The organism is Arthrobacter sp. 135MFCol5.1, assembly GCF_000374865.1.
Classification (GTDB): Bacteria; Actinomycetota; Actinomycetes; order Actinomycetales; family Micrococcaceae; genus Arthrobacter.
Genome location: NZ_KB895453.1, coordinates 58,548 through 78,323 on the forward strand (window position 1 = coordinate 58,548; position 19,776 = coordinate 78,323).

The following is a 19,776-nucleotide window of genomic DNA, read 5'->3' on the forward strand; positions in this document are numbered from 1 at the left end:
CCGGCGCCTAATAGGGGCCGCAGGCGCTACTGGGGCAACCGGGGTCGGCGCCGTGCCCGGTTGCCCTTCGGGGGGAGCTGCCTAGAGGGCTGCCAGCTGCAACGCCGGGTGCGGGTACTCCGCGGCGCGTTCCTGGAATTGCAGCACAGCCTCGTTTCGAATGACGCCGTCGCGGATCTCGATGGCCCGCGCTATTGTGTCGTTCGCGTCCCACGCGGCCGGTCCGCCCATGACTGTTTCGAGGAACGGTTGAAGCGCCTGGCTGATCTCCCAGCTTGAGGAGTTCCAGAGGTAGGACGGGCTGTGGTCCACCGCGTAGTAGTTGATGTGGTCGCCGACCGTGATTATCGGAGCCGCAAACGTGGTGGACTTGGCCCAGCTGAAGCCCATGCCATCATCGCAGGAAACATCAACGATAAGGCTGCCGGGGCTGAATGCTGCCAGGTCCTCGGTCCGCAGGTACGTGAGCGGGTTGTTCGGGTCCTGCAGCGTGCAGTTGACCACGATGTCGCTCTCGGCGAGGAACGGTGCCAGCGGAACCCTGCCCCGTTCGGTGATGACCTGGCTCAGGAAGGGAGCCTCGTCGTCGTGGTCGAACTGCACGATGTTCACTGAATGGATGGGGGCGCCCACCGCTGCTACGCCGCGGTTGGTCAGCACCTGGACATCGTGGATGCCGTGCGCGTTCAGCGCCGTCACCGCCCCGCGCGCCGTGGCGCCGAAGCCAATCACGACGGCGCTTAGCCGGCGCCCGTAGTCCCCGGTGGAACCCGTCAGCGCAAGGGCGTGCAGGACCGAGCAGTAGCCGGCCAGCTCATTGTTCTTGTGGAACACGTGCAGGCCGAACCCGCCGTCGCTGGCCCAGTGGTTCATCGCCTCAAACGCGATGAGGGTCAGTTTCTTGTCAATCGCCAGCTGGGTGATGGCGCGGTCCTGGACGCAGTGCGGCCACCCCCAGAGGACCTGTCCGTCCCGCATCTCCGCCAGGTCTTCCGGCTGCGGTTTGGGCAGGAGGACGACGTCGGCCGCGGCCAGCAGTTCTTCCCGGGCCGCCATGCGTCCCACCAGCGTGGAGAGGTGGCTGTCCGGGACGCCGAAGCGCTCGCCGTAGCCCTGCTCCAGGATGATGCGCTGCCGCAGTGCGGGGGCGATCCGTTCGACGTGCAGGGGGTGGATGGGTACGCGGCGCTCGTCCGGTTTTCGCGTGGAGGCCAGGACGCCCAGGCTCAGCCGGGGTTCGTGGCCGCTCACTTCTTTTTTGCGGCCTTGGTGGACGTGATGTCCAGGGAGCTGGCCGGCGCTGCGGCGGCCTTCTTGTCTGCGCGCTTTTCCTTGATGGACTTGCCGGACTTTTTTGATGCCGATTGACGCGGGGACTTGTCAGCCATGATTGCTCCTGTAGCGGAACCGAAAGGGTTCCTGACTACCGACCCTACACCCCTGCACCTAATGGGCACCGGGGTGGCTGCAACATGCGGGGAGTGAGGTTTCAGAGCGGCTGACGGGAATCGAACCCGCGTATCAAGCTTGGGAAGCTAGCGCTCTACCATTGAGCTACAGCCGCAGTGCCCCCATTCGCGCGGGGCAGAACTTAGCTTAGCGCAGATCGAGGGGCTCCCCGCCAACCCGGCAAGCAGGGCGTTGCGTGTCCTCCAAACCCGCGGCGTCATCCAGTAACTCTTCAATAACGTCGGCCCTGCCGGCTAGGTCCGGCGGACGGGCGCTGGCTAACCTGATCCGGGTAGCGGCCACGTTGGGGGAGGCGGCTACTGCGGCAGCCGACGTCAACCACAGGAAATATCTTCATGGCAAGCGCAGAAAACGAGGTCCTCATTGAGCGTGACGCCATGGCCGTCTACCAGTTCCTCCTTGACGCCACCAACCTCCCCTCCTGGCGGCACGACGTCCGCAGTGTCAAGCTCGTGCAGGGTCCGGCCGACAGCAAGGGCGCCGTTTACCGCAAGATGGTGGCCGGCCGTTCCGGGCTAAGCATTCCGGCGGAGCTGGAAATCACCAATATCCGGCCCGGGGCTGAAATCGAGTTCCACATCGTTTCCGGGCCCGCCACCCGTTGGGGCGGGTACTACCTCAGCACCGAAGGCTCCGGCACCCGCGTCAGGTTCGCCGTGGAGGCCAAACGCGAAGGCCGGTTCAGCATCTTCAACCGGTTGGGGCTCCTGGACGGGATGCTGCAGCGCCGCGTCAGCTCCGACGTCGGCCAGCTCGATCGGCTGAAGGACGTCCTGGAACTCCAGCCCGCCCTCTGAACCCTGCGGAGCCGGCGGCCCCACCTCCCGGGACTACTGCGCCAGCCGCTGGCCGGTCCAGGGCCCGGCAATGTTCGACGGCGACGCGAGGCTTCCGGAGCCCAGGTCCCAGTACTGCACGGTGTCGTTTGCCCGGCGCAGTGCCACCCCCCGGGAGTTCAGCGCGGTGACGTTGCGCAGCGCGCGGATCCCGGTGACGTCCGTCCATCCCGTGGCTACGGTGGGCCGTGCCTCAGCGCGAAGCGTGGTGGTACCCCACCCGCGGTACAGCGTGGCACTGCCGTCGGCCTTGAGCGCCAGGATGTCCTGGAAGCCGTCACCGTCGAAGTCCACCATGGCCAGCCGGGAGGCGGTGATGCCGGTGGCAATGGTGACGCGGTCGGCAATGTCGCCGGTGCCCTTGTTCGGGTAGAGGAACAGGTTTCCGGAGCCGTCGAGGGCGAGGATCTGGGGCATCCTGTTGTTGGCGCACCAGCCTCCCACCGCCAGGGTCAAGGTGTTCCAGCCGCCGGTGCCGAGCGTGATGGGCGCCTGGAAGCCGCCGGTGGCGATACCCCGGTAGAGGGCCAGGTTGCCCGTGGTCCACTGGACCAGGACGTCGTAGGTGCCGTCGCGGTCCCAGTCCGTCACGAAGACTTCCTTGGCGCCGGCAAACCCTGAGCCGATCACTTTCGCTGCGGCGTAGGTACGGGGGCCGGTGGCTGCCCTGTTCAACAGTTGCCCCGCGGAGTCGACCGACACGAGGTCAGCCGGGCCGGTGATGGCGGCGGCGGAAAGGTTCAGGGTGGGCGGCATGTGCCGTACCGGGGCATCGCAGAGGCTTGGCGGGGGTGCCGGGAAGGGCCCGCCGGAGCCGGCGCCGCCCGGGGAATCGAGGGTGCCGGCGGGCAGCGTGGTGTAACCGAAGAAGTTCACCACTCCCCAGATCTGGTAGGTGGAGTTGGTGTAGGAGATGCCGGCTCCCATGACGTTGAACCTGGGATCCAGGAGCATGGCGTTGTGCCCGGGGGAGCCCTTCCACCATTCCACGAGCTGGGCGGCGTCGCGGTCCGTGCGGATGGCGATGATCTCACCGGCCCCGTTGTTGGGGCTCATCGCGCGGGGGTCTGTCCAGAAGGAGGCCCGGTGTTCCACCACCTCACGGGTGGCGATATTGTCAGACCAGTCCTGAGCTAGCCCCGCCACGATGGGGTGGTATTTCACCTTGTTCAGGCCGTTGGCCACCCGGTACTCATTGATCTTGGTGAAGACCGTGAGGATGGCGGCGGCGTTGCTGTCCGGGACCAGCGCCTCGGTGGAGGGCAGCGCGGTGGCCGATTCGGGTGCGGCCAGCTGGGCCGGGGCGGCGAGTTCGTGGTCGGGCGCCCAGAGCGGAGGGATGGACGGCACGTCGGATGTCGTCGCTGCGGAGGTGGCGGCGGGGAGCGCCCCGGTGGACGGCGTGGTGGACGGCGTGGTGGACGGGGAGGATGCCGCAGCCGTTGATGACGTGGCGGGCGCGGACGCAGCGGTGGGCGGGGTGGAGGCGGGCACAGGTGAAGCGGCCCGGATGTCCGGGTCCACGGCCGGCGTGAGGTTTCCGACGCCTGTGTTCGCCGCAGCGGACCGGCCGGCGTCGCGCACCAAGGGAGCCGCGAGGGTGATGCTCGCCGTGCCCGAAGCCTGGCCAAACGGCGGCGCAGGAGGAGCAGTGGCGGACGATGAGACCAGCGCCAACGCGCAGAGCACGCCAATAAAAGACGGTGCCACCAATTTATTCACAACATCCCCAGCTCTGTCATGCCTACCCGGGAGACCATTCCGGCGGCTTTCATTCGCAACATTAGCCCCACGGGGCCACAGCAACAACGGGAAAGTGCGGGTGTGGATAACCGATACGGTAATTTGGGAGCCGTGCTGATCTCTGACCGCGACATTCGTGCCGAAATTGATTCCCAGCGGATCGTGCTGGAACCTTACGACCCCGCGATGGTCCAGCCATCGTCCGTGGATGTGCGGATCGACAAATTCTTCAGGTTGTTCGACAACCACAAGTACGCGCACATCGACCCAGCGCTGGAGCAGCCCGAACTGACGCGGCTGGTGGAAGTGGAGCAGGACGAAGCGTTCATCCTCCACCCTGGGGAGTTCGTCCTGGGGTCCACGTACGAAACCGTCACCCTGCCCGATGACATCGCCGCCCGCCTGGAAGGCAAGTCATCCTTGGGCCGGCTTGGCCTCCTGACACACTCCACTGCAGGCTTCATCGATCCTGGTTTCTCCGGGCACGTCACGCTGGAGCTGTCCAACATGGCCACCCTGCCGATTAAGCTCTGGCCCGGCATGAAGATCGGCCAGCTCTGCTTTTTCCGGCTCAGCTCCGCCGCGGAGTTCCCCTACGGCCAGGGGGAGTACGGCAACCGGTACCAGGGCCAGCGCGGTCCCACGGCCAGCCGCAGCCACCTGAACTTCCACCGCACCAGCATCTAGCTCCGGCAGCGCTGGATCCGGCGGCGCGGCAGCCCTAAACCCGCGGCGCGATCACGGGCCGCCGGATGGCAGCCTTTGCGAGGGGTTCCACGTAGCGCGCCGCCAACGGGCCCAACACCGCCATGAGCAGCACATAGGCCGTGGCCAGCGCCGCCAGCTGGTGCGGAACCGCCCCGGACGCGACCGCCAGCCCCGCGATCACGATGGAGAATTCGCCGCGTGCGATGAGCGCGGCGCCGGCGCGGAAGCGGCCCGGGCGGGCGATTCCGGCGCGTTTCGCCGCCCAGATACCGGTCAGCATCTTGGTGCCCGCAGTGACTGCCGCCAACACCAGGGCCCAGCCCAAAACCGGGGGGATGGACGTGGGATCCGTGTTCAGCCCGAACGCCACGAAGAAGATAGCGGCGAAGAGGTCGCGCAGCGGCTCGAGGATGCGGGTGGCGCTGTGTGCCGTGGCGCCGGAGATGGCGATGCCCAGCATGAAGGCGCCCACCGCAGCGGACACCTGCATGGCCGACGCCGCGCCGGCTACCAGCAACGCGGCACCCAGGACGTTGAGCAGGAAGACCTCGGAATTCTCGCTGTGGACGGCTTTGGAGACGTGGTGCCCGTGCCGCAGCGCCACCATCAGGACCAGGCTCACCACCGCCAGGGCGATTCCCACCGTGGTGAGGCCGCCCAGGAAACTCACACCTGCGAGCGTGGCAGTGAGGATGGGCAGGTACACGGCCATGGCGAGGTCCTCGAAGACCAGGATGGACAGCACTACCGGTGTTTCACGGTTTCCCAGCCGGCCCAGGTCCGTAATGACCTTGGCAGCAATGCCGGACGACGAAATATACGTGACCCCGCCCATGACCATGGCACCGACGCCGCCCCAGCCCAGGACCAGCGCCAGGCCTGCGCCGGGGATGAAGTTCAGGACCAGGTCCAGGACGCCGGCCTGCCACGAACGGCGCAGCCCGGTGAAAAGCTCGGCAGCCGTATATTCCAATCCGAGCATAAGCAGGAGGAGGATGACGCCAATTTCGCCGGAAAGGTGCGCAAACTCGTGCATTCCCTCCAGCTTGACGATGCCGCCTGCCCCGAACGCGAGTCCGCCCAGCAGGTAGAACGGGATGGGGGACATTCCAATCCGGCCGGCCAGCCTGGCCAGTAGGCCGAGGCAGAACACAACGGCCCCCAGCTCAATGAGGGTCTGGGCCAACGGGTCCATTCGGCTTAGCCGTGGCGCAGGATATTGGCCGCGGAGTCCAGGCCTTCCTGGGTGCCCACCGCCACCAGCAGGTCGCCAGGGTGGAGGACGACGTCAGGCCCGGGCGAGGGCAGCACCTCTCCTTCGCGCATGATGGCCACAATGGAGACGCCGCACCTGGTACGGATGCAGGCCTTGCCCATGGGCTGGTTCTGGAACGGGGAGTCAGCGGCGATGGAGAACTGGCGGGTAACGATGCCCGGGACGTCCTTGTGTTCCTCGGCGAGCTTCATGGCCAGGTGGGTGCCGCCCAGGAGGTTGCCCAACGTGGCGGCTTCGTCGCTGGTGAGCGGAATCGACGCCTGGCAGGTATCAGGATCGTCCCAGGTGGAGACGATGAGTTCGGTCTGGCCTTCCCGCAGCTCCACGACGCCAATGCGGCGCCCCGAGGCGGTCATGAAATCCCTCCGGCGGCCCAGGCCGGGCAGGTTGGTCTCGTCCACGTTCATAGTTCCAGCCTAGTCTGCCTGGCAACACCGGGCCCGGGCCCTGGCCGGGTGCCTGAGGCAGGGTCAGGCAGTGGGAACCACGGCGATGGGGGCCTTGTCCGGTGACTTCACCGGCAGCAGGACCAGAAGCCCGGCCAGGAGCACCACCATGATGCCCAGGATGCCCCAGCGCTGGGCCTGCCCGGCTGGCACCAGCGGGGTGGCCACGGTGATGCACAGGGTGAAGAGGGCGGGGGCCAGGAAGCTGACGGCGCGTCCGGTGGTGGCATACAGCCCGAAGAGCTCTCCCGATTCCCCGTGCGGCGCCAGGCGGGCCAGGTAGGCGCGGGATGAGGACTGGGCCGGGCCGACGAACAGGCAGAGGAACAACCCGAACACCCAGAACGTGGTGCTCCCCGCCCAATTCATGCCGAAGAAGGAATAGTTTCCGTTGCCCAGCACCAGGATGGCGGTCCCGGCGGCCAGGAGCCCCACCAAGGAACCCGTAATGACGGCCTTGGGGCCCACTTTGTCATCCAGGAAGCCGCCGATCACGGCACCGATGGCCGCCACCACGTTCCCGAAGATCGCGAAGAAGATGACCTGCGACAGAGCGAAGCCGAAGGTCCCGGCCGCGATGATGCCGCCAAAGGTGAAGACGGCGGCCAGCCCATCCCGGAAGACGGCACTGGCCAGCAGGAAGTAGATGGTGTGCGGACTGGTGGCGTAGATGGCCTTGATGCGCCGGAACAGCAGCCCGTAGCTGGCCAGGAAGCCCAGGCGGGCGGTATTGGTGCCGCGGGGCAGTTCGGGAACGGCGAACAACACCGGAAGGGCGAAGACGAAAAACCAGAGCGCGGAGAAGACAGCTACCAACCGGATGTTCAGGCTGTCCGTGGTGGACGCCCCGACCCAGTCGAAAGCCGGTTGGACGAACAGTTGCAGGACGATCAGGAGGGCCACGATTCCGCCGACGTAGCCCGCGCCCCAGCCGAACCCGCTGACCCTCCCGATGTTCTGCGGCGTGGAAACCTGGGCCAGCATGGCGTTGTAGTTCACGCCGGCGAACTCGAAGAACACATTGCCCAGCGCAATCAGGCAGGCGCCGGGAAGCAGGAATTCCGGGTGCGGAAACACGAAGAAGCACAGGGCGGTAAGGATGGCGACGGCGGCCGAGTTCACTCCCAGCCACAGCTTGCGGCGGCCGCCCGCGTCCGAGCGCTGGCCGGTGACCGGAGCCAGGAGCGCGATGGCCAATCCGGCAACAGCCAGGGCGGAGCCCAGGACCGCGGAAGCACTGTCCTCCCCGCCGAAGGCGTTGGACGTCAGGTAGACGGTGAAGACGAACGTGGTCATGACCGCGTTGAAGGCCGCCGAACCCCAGTCCCAGGAGGCCCACGCCAGGATGCGGCGCTTGGTGGAAGTCCGGGTTCCGGACTCAAGTTCCGAGGCAGGCCGCATTGCCCCCTGAGCGCTGGCGCTGTTCATACGTTGAATCGTATCCGCCCGTGGCGAACACCCGGCGGAGCACAGCCCTGTGACGTGGGGGAATTCGCCGCCCGGCCCACCCCGCACAAGAAAAGGTGGTGCCGGGGCCTTGGTAAACTGGAGCCTCCCGGATCTAACTTTCTTGCCGCCTGCTCCAACTTTTGACAATCGAATCCCTGACGTTGCGGAGATACCAGTGATAACAGTCCTTGCCGTGCACTTTTCGGTGGCTGTCCTGGCGCCTTTCCTCTTCAGGGCCTGGGGCCGGAATGCGTTCTACGCACTGGCGGCCGTCCCGGCTGTTTCCTTCGCCTGGTTGGCCTTCCAGCACGACGCCGTCTATTCCGGGTCCGGCGCAGTATCCGAAGTCTTTGAATGGATTCCCGGCCTCCACCTTGAGTTTGCGTTCCGGATGGACGCGCTGGCTTGGGTGATGTCCCTGCTGGTGCTGGGTGTCGGTGCGCTGGTGCTGCTTTATTGCGCCCGGTATTTCAAACGGAAAGACCAGGACCTCGGTGCGTTCGGCGCGCAGTTGCTTGCCTTCGCCGGCGCCATGTTCGGCCTGGTGCTGGCCGATGACCTGCTGCTGTTGTTCATCTTCTGGGAACTCACCACCATCCTGTCCTACCTCCTGATCGGGTTCGCCAGGACCCGGCTCGCGGCCCGCCGGTCCGCCCTGCAGGCGCTCATGGTCACCACGGCAGGCGGCCTGGCCATGCTGGTGGGCCTGATCATGCTGGGCTACACCGCAGGGACCTACCGCATCTCCAGCATCCTTGAGCAAGCGGCCGCGCTGGTCTCCGGACCGTCAGGCGCCACGGTGGGCGCCGCCGTCGTGCTTATTCTGGTGGGTGCCATCACCAAGTCCGCGCTGGTCCCGTTCCATTTCTGGCTCCCCGGTGCCATGGCTGCGCCGACCCCCGTCAGTGCCTACCTGCACGCGGCGGCGATGGTCAAGGCGGGAATCTACCTGGTGGCCCGCCTTGCGCCGGGCTTTGCGGAGACGGCGTACTGGCAGCCCGTGGTCCTGGGCCTGGGCCTGGCCACGATGCTGGTGGGAGGCTACCGGGCGCTCCGGCAGACCGACATCAAGCTGATCCTTGCCTACGGCACCGTCAGCCAGCTGGGCTTCCTCACCATGGTGGTGGGCCTGGGGACGCCGGACGCCGCCCTGGCCGGGCTGGCAATGCTGCTGGCCCACGGCCTGTTCAAGGCCACGCTGTTCCTGGTGGTGGGCATCATCGACCACCAGTCCGGGACCCGTGATGTGCGGAAACTCTCCGGCGTCTTCCGGTCCTCGCGGGCCCTGGGCATCGTGGCGGGCATCGGTGCGGCCTCCATGGCCGGGGTGCCGCTGCTGGCCGGGTTTGTGGCCAAGGAATCGGTACTCGAAGCGTTCGTTCACCACGCCACCGGCCCGCATGCCGGTCCGTGGGGCATGGTGGTGCTGGCCGGACTGGTGGTGGGATCCATCCTGACCTTCGCCTACAGCGCCAGGTTCATGTGGGGTGCCTTCGCGGCGAAGCCCGGCGTGGAGCCCACCCCGTTCAAAGCCATCCGGCCCTCCTTCCTTGCCGCGCCCGCGGTCCTGAGCCTCCTGACCATCGCCTACGGGCTCTGGCCGGTACCGGTTGACGCCTGGATCCAGCCTTACGCGGCGCTGTTCGCCTCCACGGCGCCCGACGCCGGAACGCCGGCTGAGCAGGCCGGCCACCTGGCGCTGTGGCACGGTTTCACCCCCGCACTGGGGCTGACGGCCGTCACGTTCGTGCTGGGCCTGGCGATGTACGTCGGCCGCAACGCCGTGGCCAGGGCGCAGGCACGGGTTCCGGGCTGGGTGGACGGCGACCGGGGCTACCAGCTCACCATCGGCGCCCTGGACGACGCCGCCGTCTGGATCACGGGCCGGACCCAGCGCGGTTCCCTCTACTTCTACCTCGCCGTAATCCTCAGCGTGGCGTTCGTCCTGCCGCTCACCGCCATCCTGCTCAGCGGCAATGCCCTGCCGCAGGACATCTACCTCGTGGACCCGCACTCGCCGCTGCAGCTCGTGGCCGGCGCGGGCATCGTGATTGGCGCCCTTGCCGCCGTCAAGGCCAACAAGCGCTTCCTGGCGGTGCTGATGGTCTCCGTCACCGGGTACGGCATCGCCCTCATGTTCGCCCTGCAGGGCGCCCCCGACCTTGCCCTGACCCAGATGCTGGTGGAAACCATCATCCTGGTGGCGTTCGTCCTGGCCATGCGCAGCCTTCCTCCTGAGCTTCGTGACCGCACCGGCGGAAAGTACCGGGTGCTGCGCGTCATCATCGGGTTGGGCTTCGGCGTGACCATGGTGTTCGCCGCGATCTTCGCCATGGGAGCCAGGACCGCCATCCCGGTGTCCCTGCAGTTCCCGCAGCTCGCCTACGAGGGCGGCGGCGGCCTGAACGTGGTGAACGTGACGCTCGTGGACATCCGGGCGTGGGACACCTTCGGCGAGATCAGCGTCCTGGCCCTGGCCGCCACCGGCGTGGCCAGCCTGATCTTCGTCCGCGGCCGCGGAGACCGCCTGCAACGGTCCGCCTCCGTTGCCGAGGGCACCGTGGGGCGGTACCACGGCGTGGACCCCGGGTCCCGCGACGGTGCGGCGCTGGCCATCAGCCGGAAGTTCGCCGCCTCGGCACGGGACGCCTGGATCGTGGCGGGCAGGACCCTCGCCCCGGAACGCCGCTCCATCATCTTCGAGGTGGTCACCCGCCTGATGTTCCACTCGATGATCATCTTCTCGCTCTACCTGCTGCTGGCCGGCCACAACCTGCCCGGCGGCGGTTTCGCCGGCGGCCTGACCGCCGGCCTGGCCCTGACCATCCGCTACCTGGCCGGCGGCCGGTTCGAACTGAGGGAAGCCGCACCGCTGAGCGCCGGTGCGTTGCTGGGCACCGGCCTGGCCCTGGCCGCTGCCTCCGGCGTGACGCCCCTGCTGTTGGGCGGCCAGGTGTTCCAGTCCGCCATCATCGAGGTGTGGCTGCCCGTCTTCGGCGACATCAAGTTCGTCACCTCCACCATCTTCGATATCGGCGTGTACGTGGTGGTGGTGGGCCTGGTGCTCGACGTGCTGCGCAGCCTGGGTGCCGAGATCGATGAACACATGGAAGAACGGTCCGCTGCGGCCGGGCCTGAACCGGCACAGCAGGACCAGGAACCGGACCGTATTCCTGCCGAGACCACCGCAAAGGGCAACGCATGAGCGTCAACCTGACCCTGCTGATCGTCATGGGCGCCCTCTATGCCTGCGGTATCTACCTGATCCTCGAACGCAGCCTCACCCGCGTCCTGCTGGGGCTGATGCTGCTGGCCAACGCCACCAACCTGCTGATCCTCTCCACCGGGGGATACGCCGGCCTGGCTCCGTTCTTCACCAAGGACACCCCCGCCGGTGACTACAACGACCCCCTGCCGCAAGCCTTGATCCTGACCTCGATCGTGATCTCCTTCGCCGTCACGGCGTTCATGCTGGGCATCATCTACCGCACGTGGGTCCTGGCCCGCCAGGACGATATCCAGGACGACGTGGAGGACCTCCGGGTGGCGGAAACACCGAGCTTCGACGCGGAGGACGACGCCGAAATCCCGGCCGAAACATCCGAGTTTCCGCTCGCCACCGTCACGGCGGGAGGCCGGGAAATGCCGGCCGAACAGGCGGCCGCGGAAGAACAGCCCGGCTCGCCCACCATCGAATCCGGCCCGGAAGGCGGCAAAAAGTGAACATCGCCAGCCTGGCCCCGCTCGCCGTCGTCCTTCCCATCCTGGGCGCCGCACTGACCTTCCTCCTGATCCGGCACTCCCGGGCCCAGCGGGCGGTCAGCATCGGACTGTTGTCACTCACCCTGGCCCTCGAATGCCTCCTGTTGGCGTCCGCGTGGAACAGCGGGACCGCCGCGGTGACCATCGGCGGCTGGCTGCCGCCCTGGGGCATCGTGATGGTGGTGGACCAGTTCTCCTCGCTGATGCTGGTGGTCTCCTCGGCAGTGAGCCTCGCCGTGCTGGTGTACGCCACCGGGCAAGGCATGGCCGACGGCGACGAAGACGCACCGGTCTCGATCTTCCACCCCACCTACCTGATCCTGGTGGCAGGGGTGTCCAACGCGTTCCTCTCCGGCGACCTCTTCAACCTCTACGTAGGCTTCGAGATCCTGCTGACCGCAAGCTACGTGCTGATGACCCTGGGCGGCACCGGGCCCCGGATCCGCGCCGGCGTCACCTACGTGGTGGTGTCGGTGGTGTCCTCCGTGCTGTTCCTGATCGCCATCGCCATGGTGTACGGCGCAACCGGCACCGTCAACATGGCTGACCTCGCCCTCAAACTGGGCGACCTGGACCAAGGCACCAGGACCCTGCTGCACGTCATGCTGCTGGTGGCGTTCGGCATCAAGGCCGCCGTCTTCCCGCTGTCCTTCTGGCTCCCCGACTCCTACCCCACGGCGCCGGCACCCGTCACCGCCGTGTTCGCCGGCCTGTTGACCAAGGTGGGCGTGTACGCCATGGTCAGGACCGAGACGCTGTTGTTCCCCGGCGACACCCTGAACACGCCACTGATGGTGGTGGCGCTGCTGACCATGGTGGTGGGCATCCTTGGTGCGCTGGCGCAAAGCGACATCAAACGTCTGCTCTCGTTCACCCTGGTCAGCCACATCGGGTACATGGTGTTCGGGCTGGCCATGTCCTCCGTGGCCGGGCTGGCGGCGGCGGTCTTCTACGTGGCCCACCACATCACCATCCAGACCAGCCTGTTCCTGGTGACCGGCCTGATCGAACGCCGCGGCGGCAGCTCCTCCGTTGACCGGCTGGGCGGCCTGGCCAAGCTCTCGCCCCTGCTGGCAATGCTGTTCTTCATCCCCGGCATGAACCTGGCCGGCATCCCCCCGTTCTCAGGGTTCCTCGGCAAGGTGGGCCTGCTGCAGGCCGGCATTGAGCTGGGGACCCCGCTGGCCTACGCACTGGTGATCGGCGGGGTGCTGACCAGCCTGCTGACGCTGCTGGCCATTGCCCGCGTATGGAACCGGGCGTTCTGGCGGAAGCCGGAGGACGCCGAACATCCGGACCCCGTGCTGCTGGCCGGCCCCTCGGGGCGCGCCGCCGGTCCGGGCGCCAAACTCAACACGGTCACGCTCCTGCCGCGCACCATGGTGGGATCAACCCTTGGCCTGGTGGTGCTCGGCGTCGCGCTCACCGTGTTCGCCGGGCCGCTGTTCGGGCTCTCCGACCAGGCTGCGCGGGACATGCTGGACCGGGCCCCCTACATCCAGTCGGTCCTCGGCAGCAATACCGCCGTTCCGGCCACCGTGACGGGAGGAGGACGATGAGCCGCAAACGGATTTCGCTGCGGCAGGAGCTTCCCCTCCTGGTGTGGCTGGTGATCGTGTGGGGCGCCCTGTGGCAGGACTTCAGCCCCGGGAACCTGCTCTTCGGTGCCCTGCTGGCGGTAGGCGTTGCCAGGCTGTTCTACCTTCCGCCGGTGGAACTCAGCGGCCGGTTCAACATCCTGTACGCCGTGCCCTTCGCCTTTGCCTTCCTGGCGAAAGTGGTGGTCGCCAGCGGCCAGGTCCTGTACCTGGCCACCGTCCGCGGACCCAAGGTGACCAACGCCGTCGTCGCGGTGAAGCTCCGGAGCCACCAGGACCTGATCGTCACCGCCACCGGGCACGTGATCTCCCTGATTCCCGGCTCCCTGGTGGTGGAGGTGGACCGCCCGGCCTCCACCCTGTACCTGCATGCACTCAACATCACCTCCAAGCAGGACATCGAGGGCCTGCGGAACGAGGTCCGGTCCATCGAAGCGGGCCTGATCCGCATCATGGGGTCCGCCGAAGAACTCGAAGCCGTCCGAATGGAGGCGTCCGCATGATGCCTGTTGTCCTGGCGGTCACGGCCGTCATCTTCTCCCTCGCCGCGGGCGGGGCCATCATCAGGATTGCCCGCGGCCCTTCGCTGCTGGACCGGGTGCTTGCGGCCGATGTCCTGCTCGCCATCCTGGGCGGGGCCCTGTGCGTGGACATGGCCGTGAACCGGCACCTGAACAACCTGATGCTGGTGGTGGCCATCTCCATCATTGGGTTCATCGGGTCGGTCACGGTGGCCCGGTTCGTCGCCGACCGGAGGGTGAACCCCCATGAATCCTGACTTTTCCGGCGCGGACGCGTGGATCGACCTTGCCTCCGCGGTGTTCATGGTGGCGGGTGCGCTCCTGTCCCTGGGCGCCGCCATCGGGCTGCTTCGCTTCCCGGACCTGATGAGCCGCATGCACGCCGCCACCAAGCCGCAGGTCCTGGGCCTGTTCCTGCTGCTGGCAGCCATAGGGCTGCAGATGCGCAGCTGGTGGGTTTGGCCGGTCCTGGTGGTGGCCTGGATCTTCCAGCTGCTCACGGTGCCGGTGTCCGCGCACATGGTGGGCCGGGCCGGCTACCGCACCAAGCACCTGCACCGGGAGCTGCTCGCCGCCGATGAGCTTGAGGCCGTAGTGCAAAAAGCCGCCGCCGAGGCTGCCCTGACGGACAACCGCGACGACGGCGAAAACCGCCAGTAGCTAGACGATGTCCTGCGTCTTGGCGAATCGGGTGATGGCGCGCTGGGTGCCCCGGTTGGCCAGGACCTGGATGATGGCGCTGACGGACGCGGAGATCAGTGCGAAAGTCAAGGCCGACCGCAGGCTGGTGGGCACGTCCTCGCCCTTGCCGCTGGGCGGCTTCTGCCCGGTGGTCTTCTCCCAGATGGTGTTGACGAGCTTGGTGCCGACCAGGCCTGCGCCCAGGCTCACCGCGGTACCGAGCAGCTTGATGAAGAGGTTCATTCCTAGTACTCCTTGCGGGCGGAAAACGGACTGCCTCCAGCCTAGCCGTACACCCGGACCGGTCCGGGCAAGGGCATGGCCGGCATCCTCTCGGGCCCGCTGACGGCGGTCCGCGGTCACATCCGGTTCAACAGCCGGCATGGCCGCCGCCCAGCCCCCGCCAGGTGTAAACTTGACCACGCCCAAACAGGGCAGTATTTACACGCGAACATCAACATTCAAAAACGACAGGGGAGCGCCGCCGTCGGACAACCTGGCCATGCCGGGCACCGCAGGTGGGCGCTGAGAGTGCGGGACAGCCGCAGACCCTCGAACCTGATCCGGTTAGTACCGGCGCAAGGGAGTCGAGTTCTCAAAGTGTCCGGCCGGACCGGCAACGGTCCGCCAGCCGGAGCCACTTTCCCCTCCTGTTACCCAGGAGGATCACATGAGTACTGCTGCAATCAAGAAGACCACCAGTAAGTCCTGGCGCGTCGTCGACATCGTGGTGGCGGCCTTGGTGGCCATCGCCGGCGGGGTCATTTTCTGGGCCTGGGACCAGGGCGCCGCCGCCCTGTCGGCCCCCATGAACGCCGCCTACCCGCCCTTGACCGGGATCCTTGCCGGCGGCTGGATGATTCCGGGCGTGCTGGGAATGCTCATCATCCGCAAACCCGGAGCCGCCCTGTTCTGCGAAACTGTGGCCGCAACGGGCGAGCTCCTGATGGGTTCCCAGTACGGCGCCTCCGTCCTTTTCTCCGGTTTCATCCAGGGGTTGGGCGCGGAAATCATCTTCGCGGTCTTCGTCTACCGCAAGTTCAACCTGCCCGTCTCCCTCGTGGCGGGGGCGGCCGCGGGCTTCTTCTGCGGCCTGAATGACTCATTCGCACCGTGGGGCTGGAACATTGCCTACTCCGGGGCGGACAAGCTCGCCTACATCGTCCTGACCACGGTGTCCGGCGCCGTGCTGGCGGGCGCGTTGTCCTGGCTCGCCACCCGCGGCCTGGCCCGCACCGGGGTGCTGAGTTCCTTCGCGTCCCGCAAGGCTGCAACGGAGCCAGTGTTCTCCTGATGGCACCTTCCCAGGACGCCGCAGGAGGCGTGCGCCCTGCCGCCGTCACGGCCCGCGGCTGGGGCTGGCGGCATGCCGGTAGGGCCAAACCTGCCGTCCACGCCCTCGACCTGGATATCCGCCCCGGCGAGCGGGTACTCCTGCTCGGTCCCTCGGGTGCCGGGAAGTCGACGCTCCTGCATGCCCTCGCCGGGGTCCTGGGCGACATCAACGACGACGGCGAGGCCGGCGATGCGGACGAGTCCGGTTCGTTGCTGGTTGACGGCGCCCCTCCCCGCGAGCGTCGCGGCCGCTCCGGCCTGATGCAGCAGGACCCGGAGACGCAGGTGGTCCTCTCCCGGGTGGGGGACGACGTCGCCTTCGGCGCCGAGAACCTTGCCGTGCCCCGCGACGCCATCTGGGCGCGCGTGCACGAGGCGCTTGCCGACGTCGGACTGTCCCACCTCCCGCTGGACCACCCGACGTCGGCCCTCTCCGGCGGTCAGAAACAGCGCCTGGCGCTGGCGGGCATCCTTGCGATGCGTCCCGGGCTGATCCTGCTGGACGAGCCCACCGCCAACCTCGACCCGGACGGCGTCCTGGAGGTCCGGGACGCCGTGGCACGCTGCCTCGACAAGACCGGGGCCACTTTGGTGGTGGTGGAGCACCGGGTTTCCGTCTGGAAGGACCTGGTGGACCGGATCGTGGTCCTGCAGCCGGGCTCCGCCTCGGATCCCGCCGTGCTCCTGGACGGACCTCCGGACCGGGTGCTCGGCGAGGCCCGGGCCATGCTGACGGCGGCCGGAGTCTGGGTGCCGGGGTATGTGCCGGCCACCCGCCGCCGGTCCGGCATCCCCGCCGCCGTAACCGGCAACCTCCTGCTTGCAGCCGAAGACCTGGCGGTCTCCCGCGAGCGTCCCCGCCGCAAAGGCTTCCGCAAGATTCCGCCGGTTCCTGTCCAGGAGGGTGTTGCCGCGCAGGTCCGGGCCGGCCAGGCGCTGGCCGTCACCGGCCCGAACGGCGCCGGAAAATCAACGTTCGCACTGACCCTTGCCGGGCTCCTTGAACCGGTGTCCGGAAAGGTGTCGGCCGCCGTGGACCTGAGCCGCGGTGCCGGGATCGACCCCTACGCGTGGAAGGCAGAGCAGTTGATCTCACGGGTGGGCACCGTGTTCCAGGAACCGGAGCACCAGTTCGTGACGGGCAAGGTGTTGGACGAGCTGCTGTTCGGGCCGCGGCACCTGGGCCGCGGCGAGGACCGGGTGGAGGAGCTGCTGGAGCGGCTGCGGCTCACCCAGCTGGTGGACGCCAATCCCTACACATTGTCCGGCGGTGAGAAGCGTCGGCTGTCCGTGGCCACGGTCCTGGCCGCCAGCCCGCAGGTGCTGGTCCTGGACGAGCCGACGTTCGGGCAGGACGCCAACACCTGGGCGGAGCTGGCCTCGTTCCTCTCCGAACTCCTGGACGCCGGCACGGCCGTGGTGTCCGTGACCCACGACGCCGAATTCACCCGGGCTTTGGGCGGGGCCGAGCTGCGGATGGCCGCCACGGAACCGGTGGCGCCATGAGGCAGCAGCTGACCCTGGACGGCAACCGCGCCCTCCTTGCCCGGGCCAACCCGCTGAGCAAATTTGCCGCCGTCGTGCTGATCACCGCGGTCCTGGCGCTGTCCATCGACTGGGTGTCCGCGTCCGTGGCGCTGGTCTTCGAACTGATCCTGTTTCCCCTGGCCGGCCTCACAGTGTCCCTGCTCTGGCAGCGGGGCTGGCCGCTGATCCTCGCCGCCGCCATCGGCGGCTGGAGCACGTCCATCCTGGCGCCGGACAGCGGGAGGATCCTGCTCGACGCCGGCATCTGGACCATGAGCGAAGGCTCCCTCCAGCTGGGCATCGGCTTCCTGCTGCGGGGTTTCGCGATCGCCCTTCCGGCGGTGCTCCTGATGAGCTGCACCGATCCGACGGACCTTGCCGATGCGCTGGCACAGAAGGCGCGCCTGCCGCACCGGTTCGTCCTGGGAACCCTGGCGGCGATGCGCCTGGTGGGGCTCATGGCCGAGGAATGGCAGACCATCGGCATGGCCCGGCGTGCCCGCGGCGTGGGGTCGCGCGGCAACGTGGTCCAGCGGGTGAAGGCGACCCTGGGCCAAAGTTTCGGGCTCCTGGTGCAGGCGATCCGCCGCGCGTCGAGGCTTGCCGTGACCATGGAAGCGCGGGGTTTCGGCGGCGGGCAGCGAACCTGGGCCCGCGAATCGACGTTCAGTGTGCTGGACCTGTGGGTGGTAGGCGGTGGCGTCCTGATCGCCGGGTGCGCCCTCGGTGCGGCGCTTGCCGCGGGCCGTTGGAACATGGTGTGGCTGGGCAGCTAGCAGGGTTACCTGCCGGTACTATCGCATGTAGCGGGTAGGTCACCCCGGATACTCCCTCGGATGGCCATACCGCGACCTTCTATCTCATTTATGATATATTCGCGTCATGACTCAGGAGACCGCCGGCCACGTCGCCGCCATGTTGAGGAACGCCCGGACCGAGAAGGGCTGGACCCAAGGCCAGTTGGCTTCCGAACTCGGAACCAGCCAAAGCGCCGTCGCCCGGATGGAACAAGGCAAGCAGAACCTCAGCCTCAAGATGATCCAGCGGCTGGAGACCATCTTCGACCGGAGCATCGTCAACGTGGGCAAGCCCAGGATGACGCACCTGCGGGTGGAGGGCGGCCGCACCCTCTCCGGCGCGGTGGACGTCAACAGCAGCAAGAACGCCGGCGTGGCGCTGCTGTGCGCCAGCCTGATCAACCGGGGCACCACCGTGCTCCGCCGCCTCGCGCGGATCGAAGAAGTCAACCGCATCGTTGAAGTGCTGACCAGCATCGGCGTGGAATGCACCTGGCTCAACGACACGGATCTGCGCCTGCGCCGCCCGGCCGTCCTGGACCTGGAAGGGATGGACGTTGACGCGGCCCGGCGAACCCGCAGCGTCATCATGCTGCTGGGCCCCCTCCTGGACGAGTCACGGGAGTACCGGCTGCCCTACGCCGGCGGCTGCGACCTCGGCACCCGCACGGTGGAACCCCACATGCAGGCACTGCGCGAATTCGGGCTCTCGGTGGAAGCCACCGCCGGTTTCTACACGGTCCAGGCGCCTCCCGCGGACACCAGGGACCGTTCCTTCGTCCTCACCGAACGGGGGGACACCGTTACCGAGAATGCGATCATGGCGGCGGCCCACCGGCCGGGAACAACCGTGATCCGCAACGCCAGCCCCAACTACATGGTGCAGGACCTGTGCTTTTACCTGCAGATGCTCGGGGTGGCCATCGAGGGCGTGGGAACCACCACGCTCCGGATCACCGGCAGGCCGGTGATCGACGCCGAGATCGAGTATTTCCCGTCCGAGGACCCGATTGAGGCCATGAGCCTGATTACGGCCGGCATCGTCACCAATTCCGAGGTCACGGTCCGGCGGGTACCCATCGAGTTCATGGAAATCGAGTTGGCCACCCTGGGCCAGATGGGGCAGAAGCTCGAAATCTCCGGCGAATACATGGCCCGCAACGGCCGCACCCGGCTGGTGGACGTGACCACCAAGCCGTCGGAGCTGCGCGCCCCCGAGGACAAGATCCACCCCATGCCGTTTCCCGGGCTGAACATCGACAACCTGCCTTTCTTTGCCGTGATCGCCGCGAACGCCCACGGGCAGACCATGATCCACGACTGGGTGTACGAAAACCGTGCCATCTACCTGACCGAGCTGAACCGGCTCGGTGCGCAGGTGCAGCTGCTGGACCCGCACCGGATCTACGTCAACGGACCCACCAAGTGGCGTGCCGCGGAGGTGGGCTGCCCGCCGGCGCTCCGCCCCGCTGCCTGCCTGCTGCTGGCCATGCTCGCCGCACGGGGCGTCTCCGAGCTGCGCAACATCTACGTGATCGAACGCGGCTACGAGGACCTGGCGGAACGCCTCAACACCATCGGCGCCAAGGTGGAGTACTTCCAGGACTAGGCGTTCATGCTTCGTCAT

Annotated in this window: 19 protein-coding genes, 1 tRNA gene and 1 riboswitch; of the genes, 12 read left to right on the forward strand and 8 right to left on the reverse strand. The window is 67.5% G+C overall.

Features of this window, described 5'->3' with window-relative positions; all coding sequences use genetic code 11:
- Positions 1 to 81: 81 nt before the first annotated feature.
- The 3 genes from C563_RS0103845 to C563_RS0103855 form a co-directional block, all read right to left on the reverse strand.
- On the reverse strand, positions 82 to 1,251 hold the full coding sequence (locus C563_RS0103845; RefSeq protein WP_018760713.1) for a N(5)-(carboxyethyl)ornithine synthase: 1,170 nt from the start codon (positions 1,249 to 1,251) through the stop codon (positions 82 to 84).
- A complete protein-coding gene (locus tag C563_RS22540) occupies positions 1,248 to 1,388 on the reverse strand; it encodes a hypothetical protein (protein WP_018760714.1) in 141 nt (46 codons plus the stop codon). Before C563_RS22540 ends, C563_RS0103845 begins: the two co-directional genes overlap by 4 nt.
- 105 nt (positions 1,389 to 1,493) lie before the next feature.
- Positions 1,494 to 1,564, reverse strand: a tRNA-Gly gene (locus tag C563_RS0103855).
- 241 nt (positions 1,565 to 1,805) lie between these two features.
- Here C563_RS0103855 and C563_RS0103860 point away from each other — a divergent pair.
- Positions 1,806 to 2,267 (forward strand): SRPBCC family protein, encoded by a 462-nt coding sequence (locus C563_RS0103860; protein ID WP_018760715.1) that lies wholly within the window; start codon positions 1,806 to 1,808, stop codon positions 2,265 to 2,267.
- Positions 2,268 to 2,300: 33 nt separating this feature from the next.
- On the opposite strand, the gene C563_RS20850 is transcribed toward C563_RS0103860, so the two are convergent.
- Positions 2,301 to 4,016, reverse strand: a complete 1,716-nt coding sequence (locus tag C563_RS20850) for a CAP domain-containing protein (RefSeq protein WP_231369836.1) — start codon at positions 4,014 to 4,016, stop codon at positions 2,301 to 2,303.
- A 144-nt stretch (positions 4,017 to 4,160) separates the two neighbouring features.
- Between C563_RS20850 and dcd the strand changes: the two genes are divergently transcribed.
- The gene (dcd, locus tag C563_RS0103870; RefSeq protein ID WP_018760717.1) at positions 4,161 to 4,736 is read left to right on the forward strand and encodes a dCTP deaminase; all 576 of its coding nucleotides are present in this window, start codon (positions 4,161 to 4,163) and stop codon (positions 4,734 to 4,736) included.
- Positions 4,737 to 4,770: 34 nt separating this feature from the next.
- Here dcd and C563_RS0103875 read toward each other — a convergent pair whose 3' ends face one another.
- From C563_RS0103875 to C563_RS0103885, 3 genes are all read right to left on the reverse strand, one after another.
- Positions 4,771 to 5,952 (reverse strand): cation:proton antiporter, encoded by a 1,182-nt coding sequence (locus C563_RS0103875; RefSeq protein ID WP_018760718.1) that lies wholly within the window; start codon positions 5,950 to 5,952, stop codon positions 4,771 to 4,773.
- A 5-nt stretch (positions 5,953 to 5,957) separates the two neighbouring features.
- Positions 5,958 to 6,440, reverse strand: a complete 483-nt coding sequence (locus tag C563_RS0103880) for a cation:proton antiporter regulatory subunit (RefSeq protein WP_018760719.1) — start codon at positions 6,438 to 6,440, stop codon at positions 5,958 to 5,960.
- Between the two features lie 63 nt (positions 6,441 to 6,503).
- Positions 6,504 to 7,907 carry an MFS transporter gene (locus C563_RS0103885; RefSeq protein WP_026264349.1) on the reverse strand — a complete coding sequence of 468 codons (1,404 nt, stop codon included), beginning with the start codon at positions 7,905 to 7,907 and terminating at the stop codon, positions 6,504 to 6,506.
- Between the two features lie 196 nt (positions 7,908 to 8,103).
- Between C563_RS0103885 and C563_RS0103890 the strand changes: the two genes are divergently transcribed.
- The 6 genes from C563_RS0103890 to mnhG are packed head-to-tail and all read left to right on the forward strand — an operon-like array spanning position 8,104 to position 14,469.
- Complete coding sequence (locus C563_RS0103890; RefSeq protein ID WP_018760721.1) at positions 8,104 to 11,133, forward strand: Na+/H+ antiporter subunit A; 3,030 nt, start codon at positions 8,104 to 8,106, stop codon at positions 11,131 to 11,133.
- Entirely contained in the window at positions 11,130 to 11,651 is a 522-nt protein-coding gene (locus tag C563_RS0103895; RefSeq protein WP_018760722.1) for a Na(+)/H(+) antiporter subunit C, read from the forward strand. The genes C563_RS0103890 and C563_RS0103895 overlap by 4 nt, the downstream gene beginning before the upstream one ends.
- The gene (locus C563_RS0103900; RefSeq protein ID WP_018760723.1) at positions 11,648 to 13,249 is read left to right on the forward strand and encodes a Na+/H+ antiporter subunit D; all 1,602 of its coding nucleotides are present in this window, start codon (positions 11,648 to 11,650) and stop codon (positions 13,247 to 13,249) included. The genes C563_RS0103895 and C563_RS0103900 overlap by 4 nt, the downstream gene beginning before the upstream one ends.
- Positions 13,246 to 13,791 carry a Na+/H+ antiporter subunit E gene (locus C563_RS0103905; protein ID WP_018760724.1) on the forward strand — a complete coding sequence of 182 codons (546 nt, stop codon included), beginning with the start codon at positions 13,246 to 13,248 and terminating at the stop codon, positions 13,789 to 13,791. The genes C563_RS0103900 and C563_RS0103905 overlap by 4 nt, the downstream gene beginning before the upstream one ends.
- Positions 13,788 to 14,066, forward strand: coding sequence for a monovalent cation/H+ antiporter complex subunit F (locus tag C563_RS0103910; protein WP_018760725.1), 279 nt, complete (start codon positions 13,788 to 13,790; stop codon positions 14,064 to 14,066). The genes C563_RS0103905 and C563_RS0103910 overlap by 4 nt, the downstream gene beginning before the upstream one ends.
- A complete protein-coding gene (gene mnhG / locus C563_RS0103915; RefSeq protein WP_018760726.1) occupies positions 14,056 to 14,469 on the forward strand; it encodes a monovalent cation/H(+) antiporter subunit G in 414 nt (137 codons plus the stop codon). Before C563_RS0103910 ends, mnhG begins: the two co-directional genes overlap by 11 nt.
- Here the strand turns inward: mnhG and C563_RS0103920 are convergent, their stop codons facing one another.
- Positions 14,470 to 14,733 (reverse strand): DUF4235 domain-containing protein, encoded by a 264-nt coding sequence (locus C563_RS0103920; protein WP_018760727.1) that lies wholly within the window; start codon positions 14,731 to 14,733, stop codon positions 14,470 to 14,472.
- A 219-nt stretch (positions 14,734 to 14,952) separates the two neighbouring features.
- Positions 14,953 to 15,093: riboswitch (TPP riboswitch) on the forward strand.
- A gap of 67 nt (positions 15,094 to 15,160) precedes the next feature.
- On the opposite strand from C563_RS0103920, the gene C563_RS0103925 reads away from it, so the two are divergent.
- The 4 genes from C563_RS0103925 to C563_RS0103940 all read left to right on the forward strand — a co-directional run bounded on the left by C563_RS0103925 (position 15,161) and on the right by C563_RS0103940 (position 19,758).
- Positions 15,161 to 15,784 (forward strand): ECF transporter S component, encoded by a 624-nt coding sequence (locus tag C563_RS0103925; protein ID WP_018760728.1) that lies wholly within the window; start codon positions 15,161 to 15,163, stop codon positions 15,782 to 15,784.
- Positions 15,784 to 17,331, forward strand: a complete 1,548-nt coding sequence (locus C563_RS0103930) for an ABC transporter ATP-binding protein (RefSeq protein ID WP_018760729.1) — start codon at positions 15,784 to 15,786, stop codon at positions 17,329 to 17,331. The genes C563_RS0103925 and C563_RS0103930 overlap by 1 nt, the downstream gene beginning before the upstream one ends.
- On the forward strand, positions 17,328 to 18,128 hold the full coding sequence (locus tag C563_RS0103935) for an energy-coupling factor transporter transmembrane component T family protein (RefSeq protein WP_018760730.1): 801 nt from the start codon (positions 17,328 to 17,330) through the stop codon (positions 18,126 to 18,128). Before C563_RS0103930 ends, C563_RS0103935 begins: the two co-directional genes overlap by 4 nt.
- A gap of 106 nt (positions 18,129 to 18,234) precedes the next feature.
- Positions 18,235 to 19,758, forward strand: coding sequence for a UDP-N-acetylglucosamine 1-carboxyvinyltransferase (locus tag C563_RS0103940; RefSeq protein ID WP_018760731.1), 1,524 nt, complete (start codon positions 18,235 to 18,237; stop codon positions 19,756 to 19,758).
- The last annotated feature ends 18 nt before the right edge of the window (positions 19,759 to 19,776 follow it).

Coding starts and splice junctions, on each gene's coding strand:
- C563_RS22540 (WP_018760714.1), bottom strand. CDS start 1,388: ATGGCTGACAAGTCCCCGCGTCAATCGGCATCAAAAAAGTCCGGCAAG.
- C563_RS0103860 (WP_018760715.1), top strand. CDS start 1,806: ATGGCAAGCGCAGAAAACGAGGTCCTCATTGAGCGTGACGCCATGGCC.
- C563_RS0103875 (WP_018760718.1), bottom strand. CDS start 5,952: ATGGACCCGTTGGCCCAGACCCTCATTGAGCTGGGGGCCGTTGTGTTC.
- C563_RS0103880 (WP_018760719.1), bottom strand. CDS start 6,440: ATGAACGTGGACGAGACCAACCTGCCCGGCCTGGGCCGCCGGAGGGAT.
- C563_RS0103885 (WP_026264349.1), bottom strand. CDS start 7,907: ATGAACAGCGCCAGCGCTCAGGGGGCAATGCGGCCTGCCTCGGAACTT.
- C563_RS0103895 (WP_018760722.1), top strand. CDS start 11,130: ATGAGCGTCAACCTGACCCTGCTGATCGTCATGGGCGCCCTCTATGCC.
- C563_RS0103905 (WP_018760724.1), top strand. CDS start 13,246: ATGAGCCGCAAACGGATTTCGCTGCGGCAGGAGCTTCCCCTCCTGGTG.
- C563_RS0103910 (WP_018760725.1), top strand. CDS start 13,788: ATGATGCCTGTTGTCCTGGCGGTCACGGCCGTCATCTTCTCCCTCGCC.
- mnhG (WP_018760726.1), top strand. CDS start 14,056: ATGAATCCTGACTTTTCCGGCGCGGACGCGTGGATCGACCTTGCCTCC.
- C563_RS0103920 (WP_018760727.1), bottom strand. CDS start 14,733: ATGAACCTCTTCATCAAGCTGCTCGGTACCGCGGTGAGCCTGGGCGCA.
- C563_RS0103925 (WP_018760728.1), top strand. CDS start 15,161: ATGAGTACTGCTGCAATCAAGAAGACCACCAGTAAGTCCTGGCGCGTC.
- C563_RS0103930 (WP_018760729.1), top strand. CDS start 15,784: ATGGCACCTTCCCAGGACGCCGCAGGAGGCGTGCGCCCTGCCGCCGTC.
- C563_RS0103935 (WP_018760730.1), top strand. CDS start 17,328: ATGAGGCAGCAGCTGACCCTGGACGGCAACCGCGCCCTCCTTGCCCGG.
- C563_RS0103940 (WP_018760731.1), top strand. CDS start 18,235: ATGACTCAGGAGACCGCCGGCCACGTCGCCGCCATGTTGAGGAACGCC.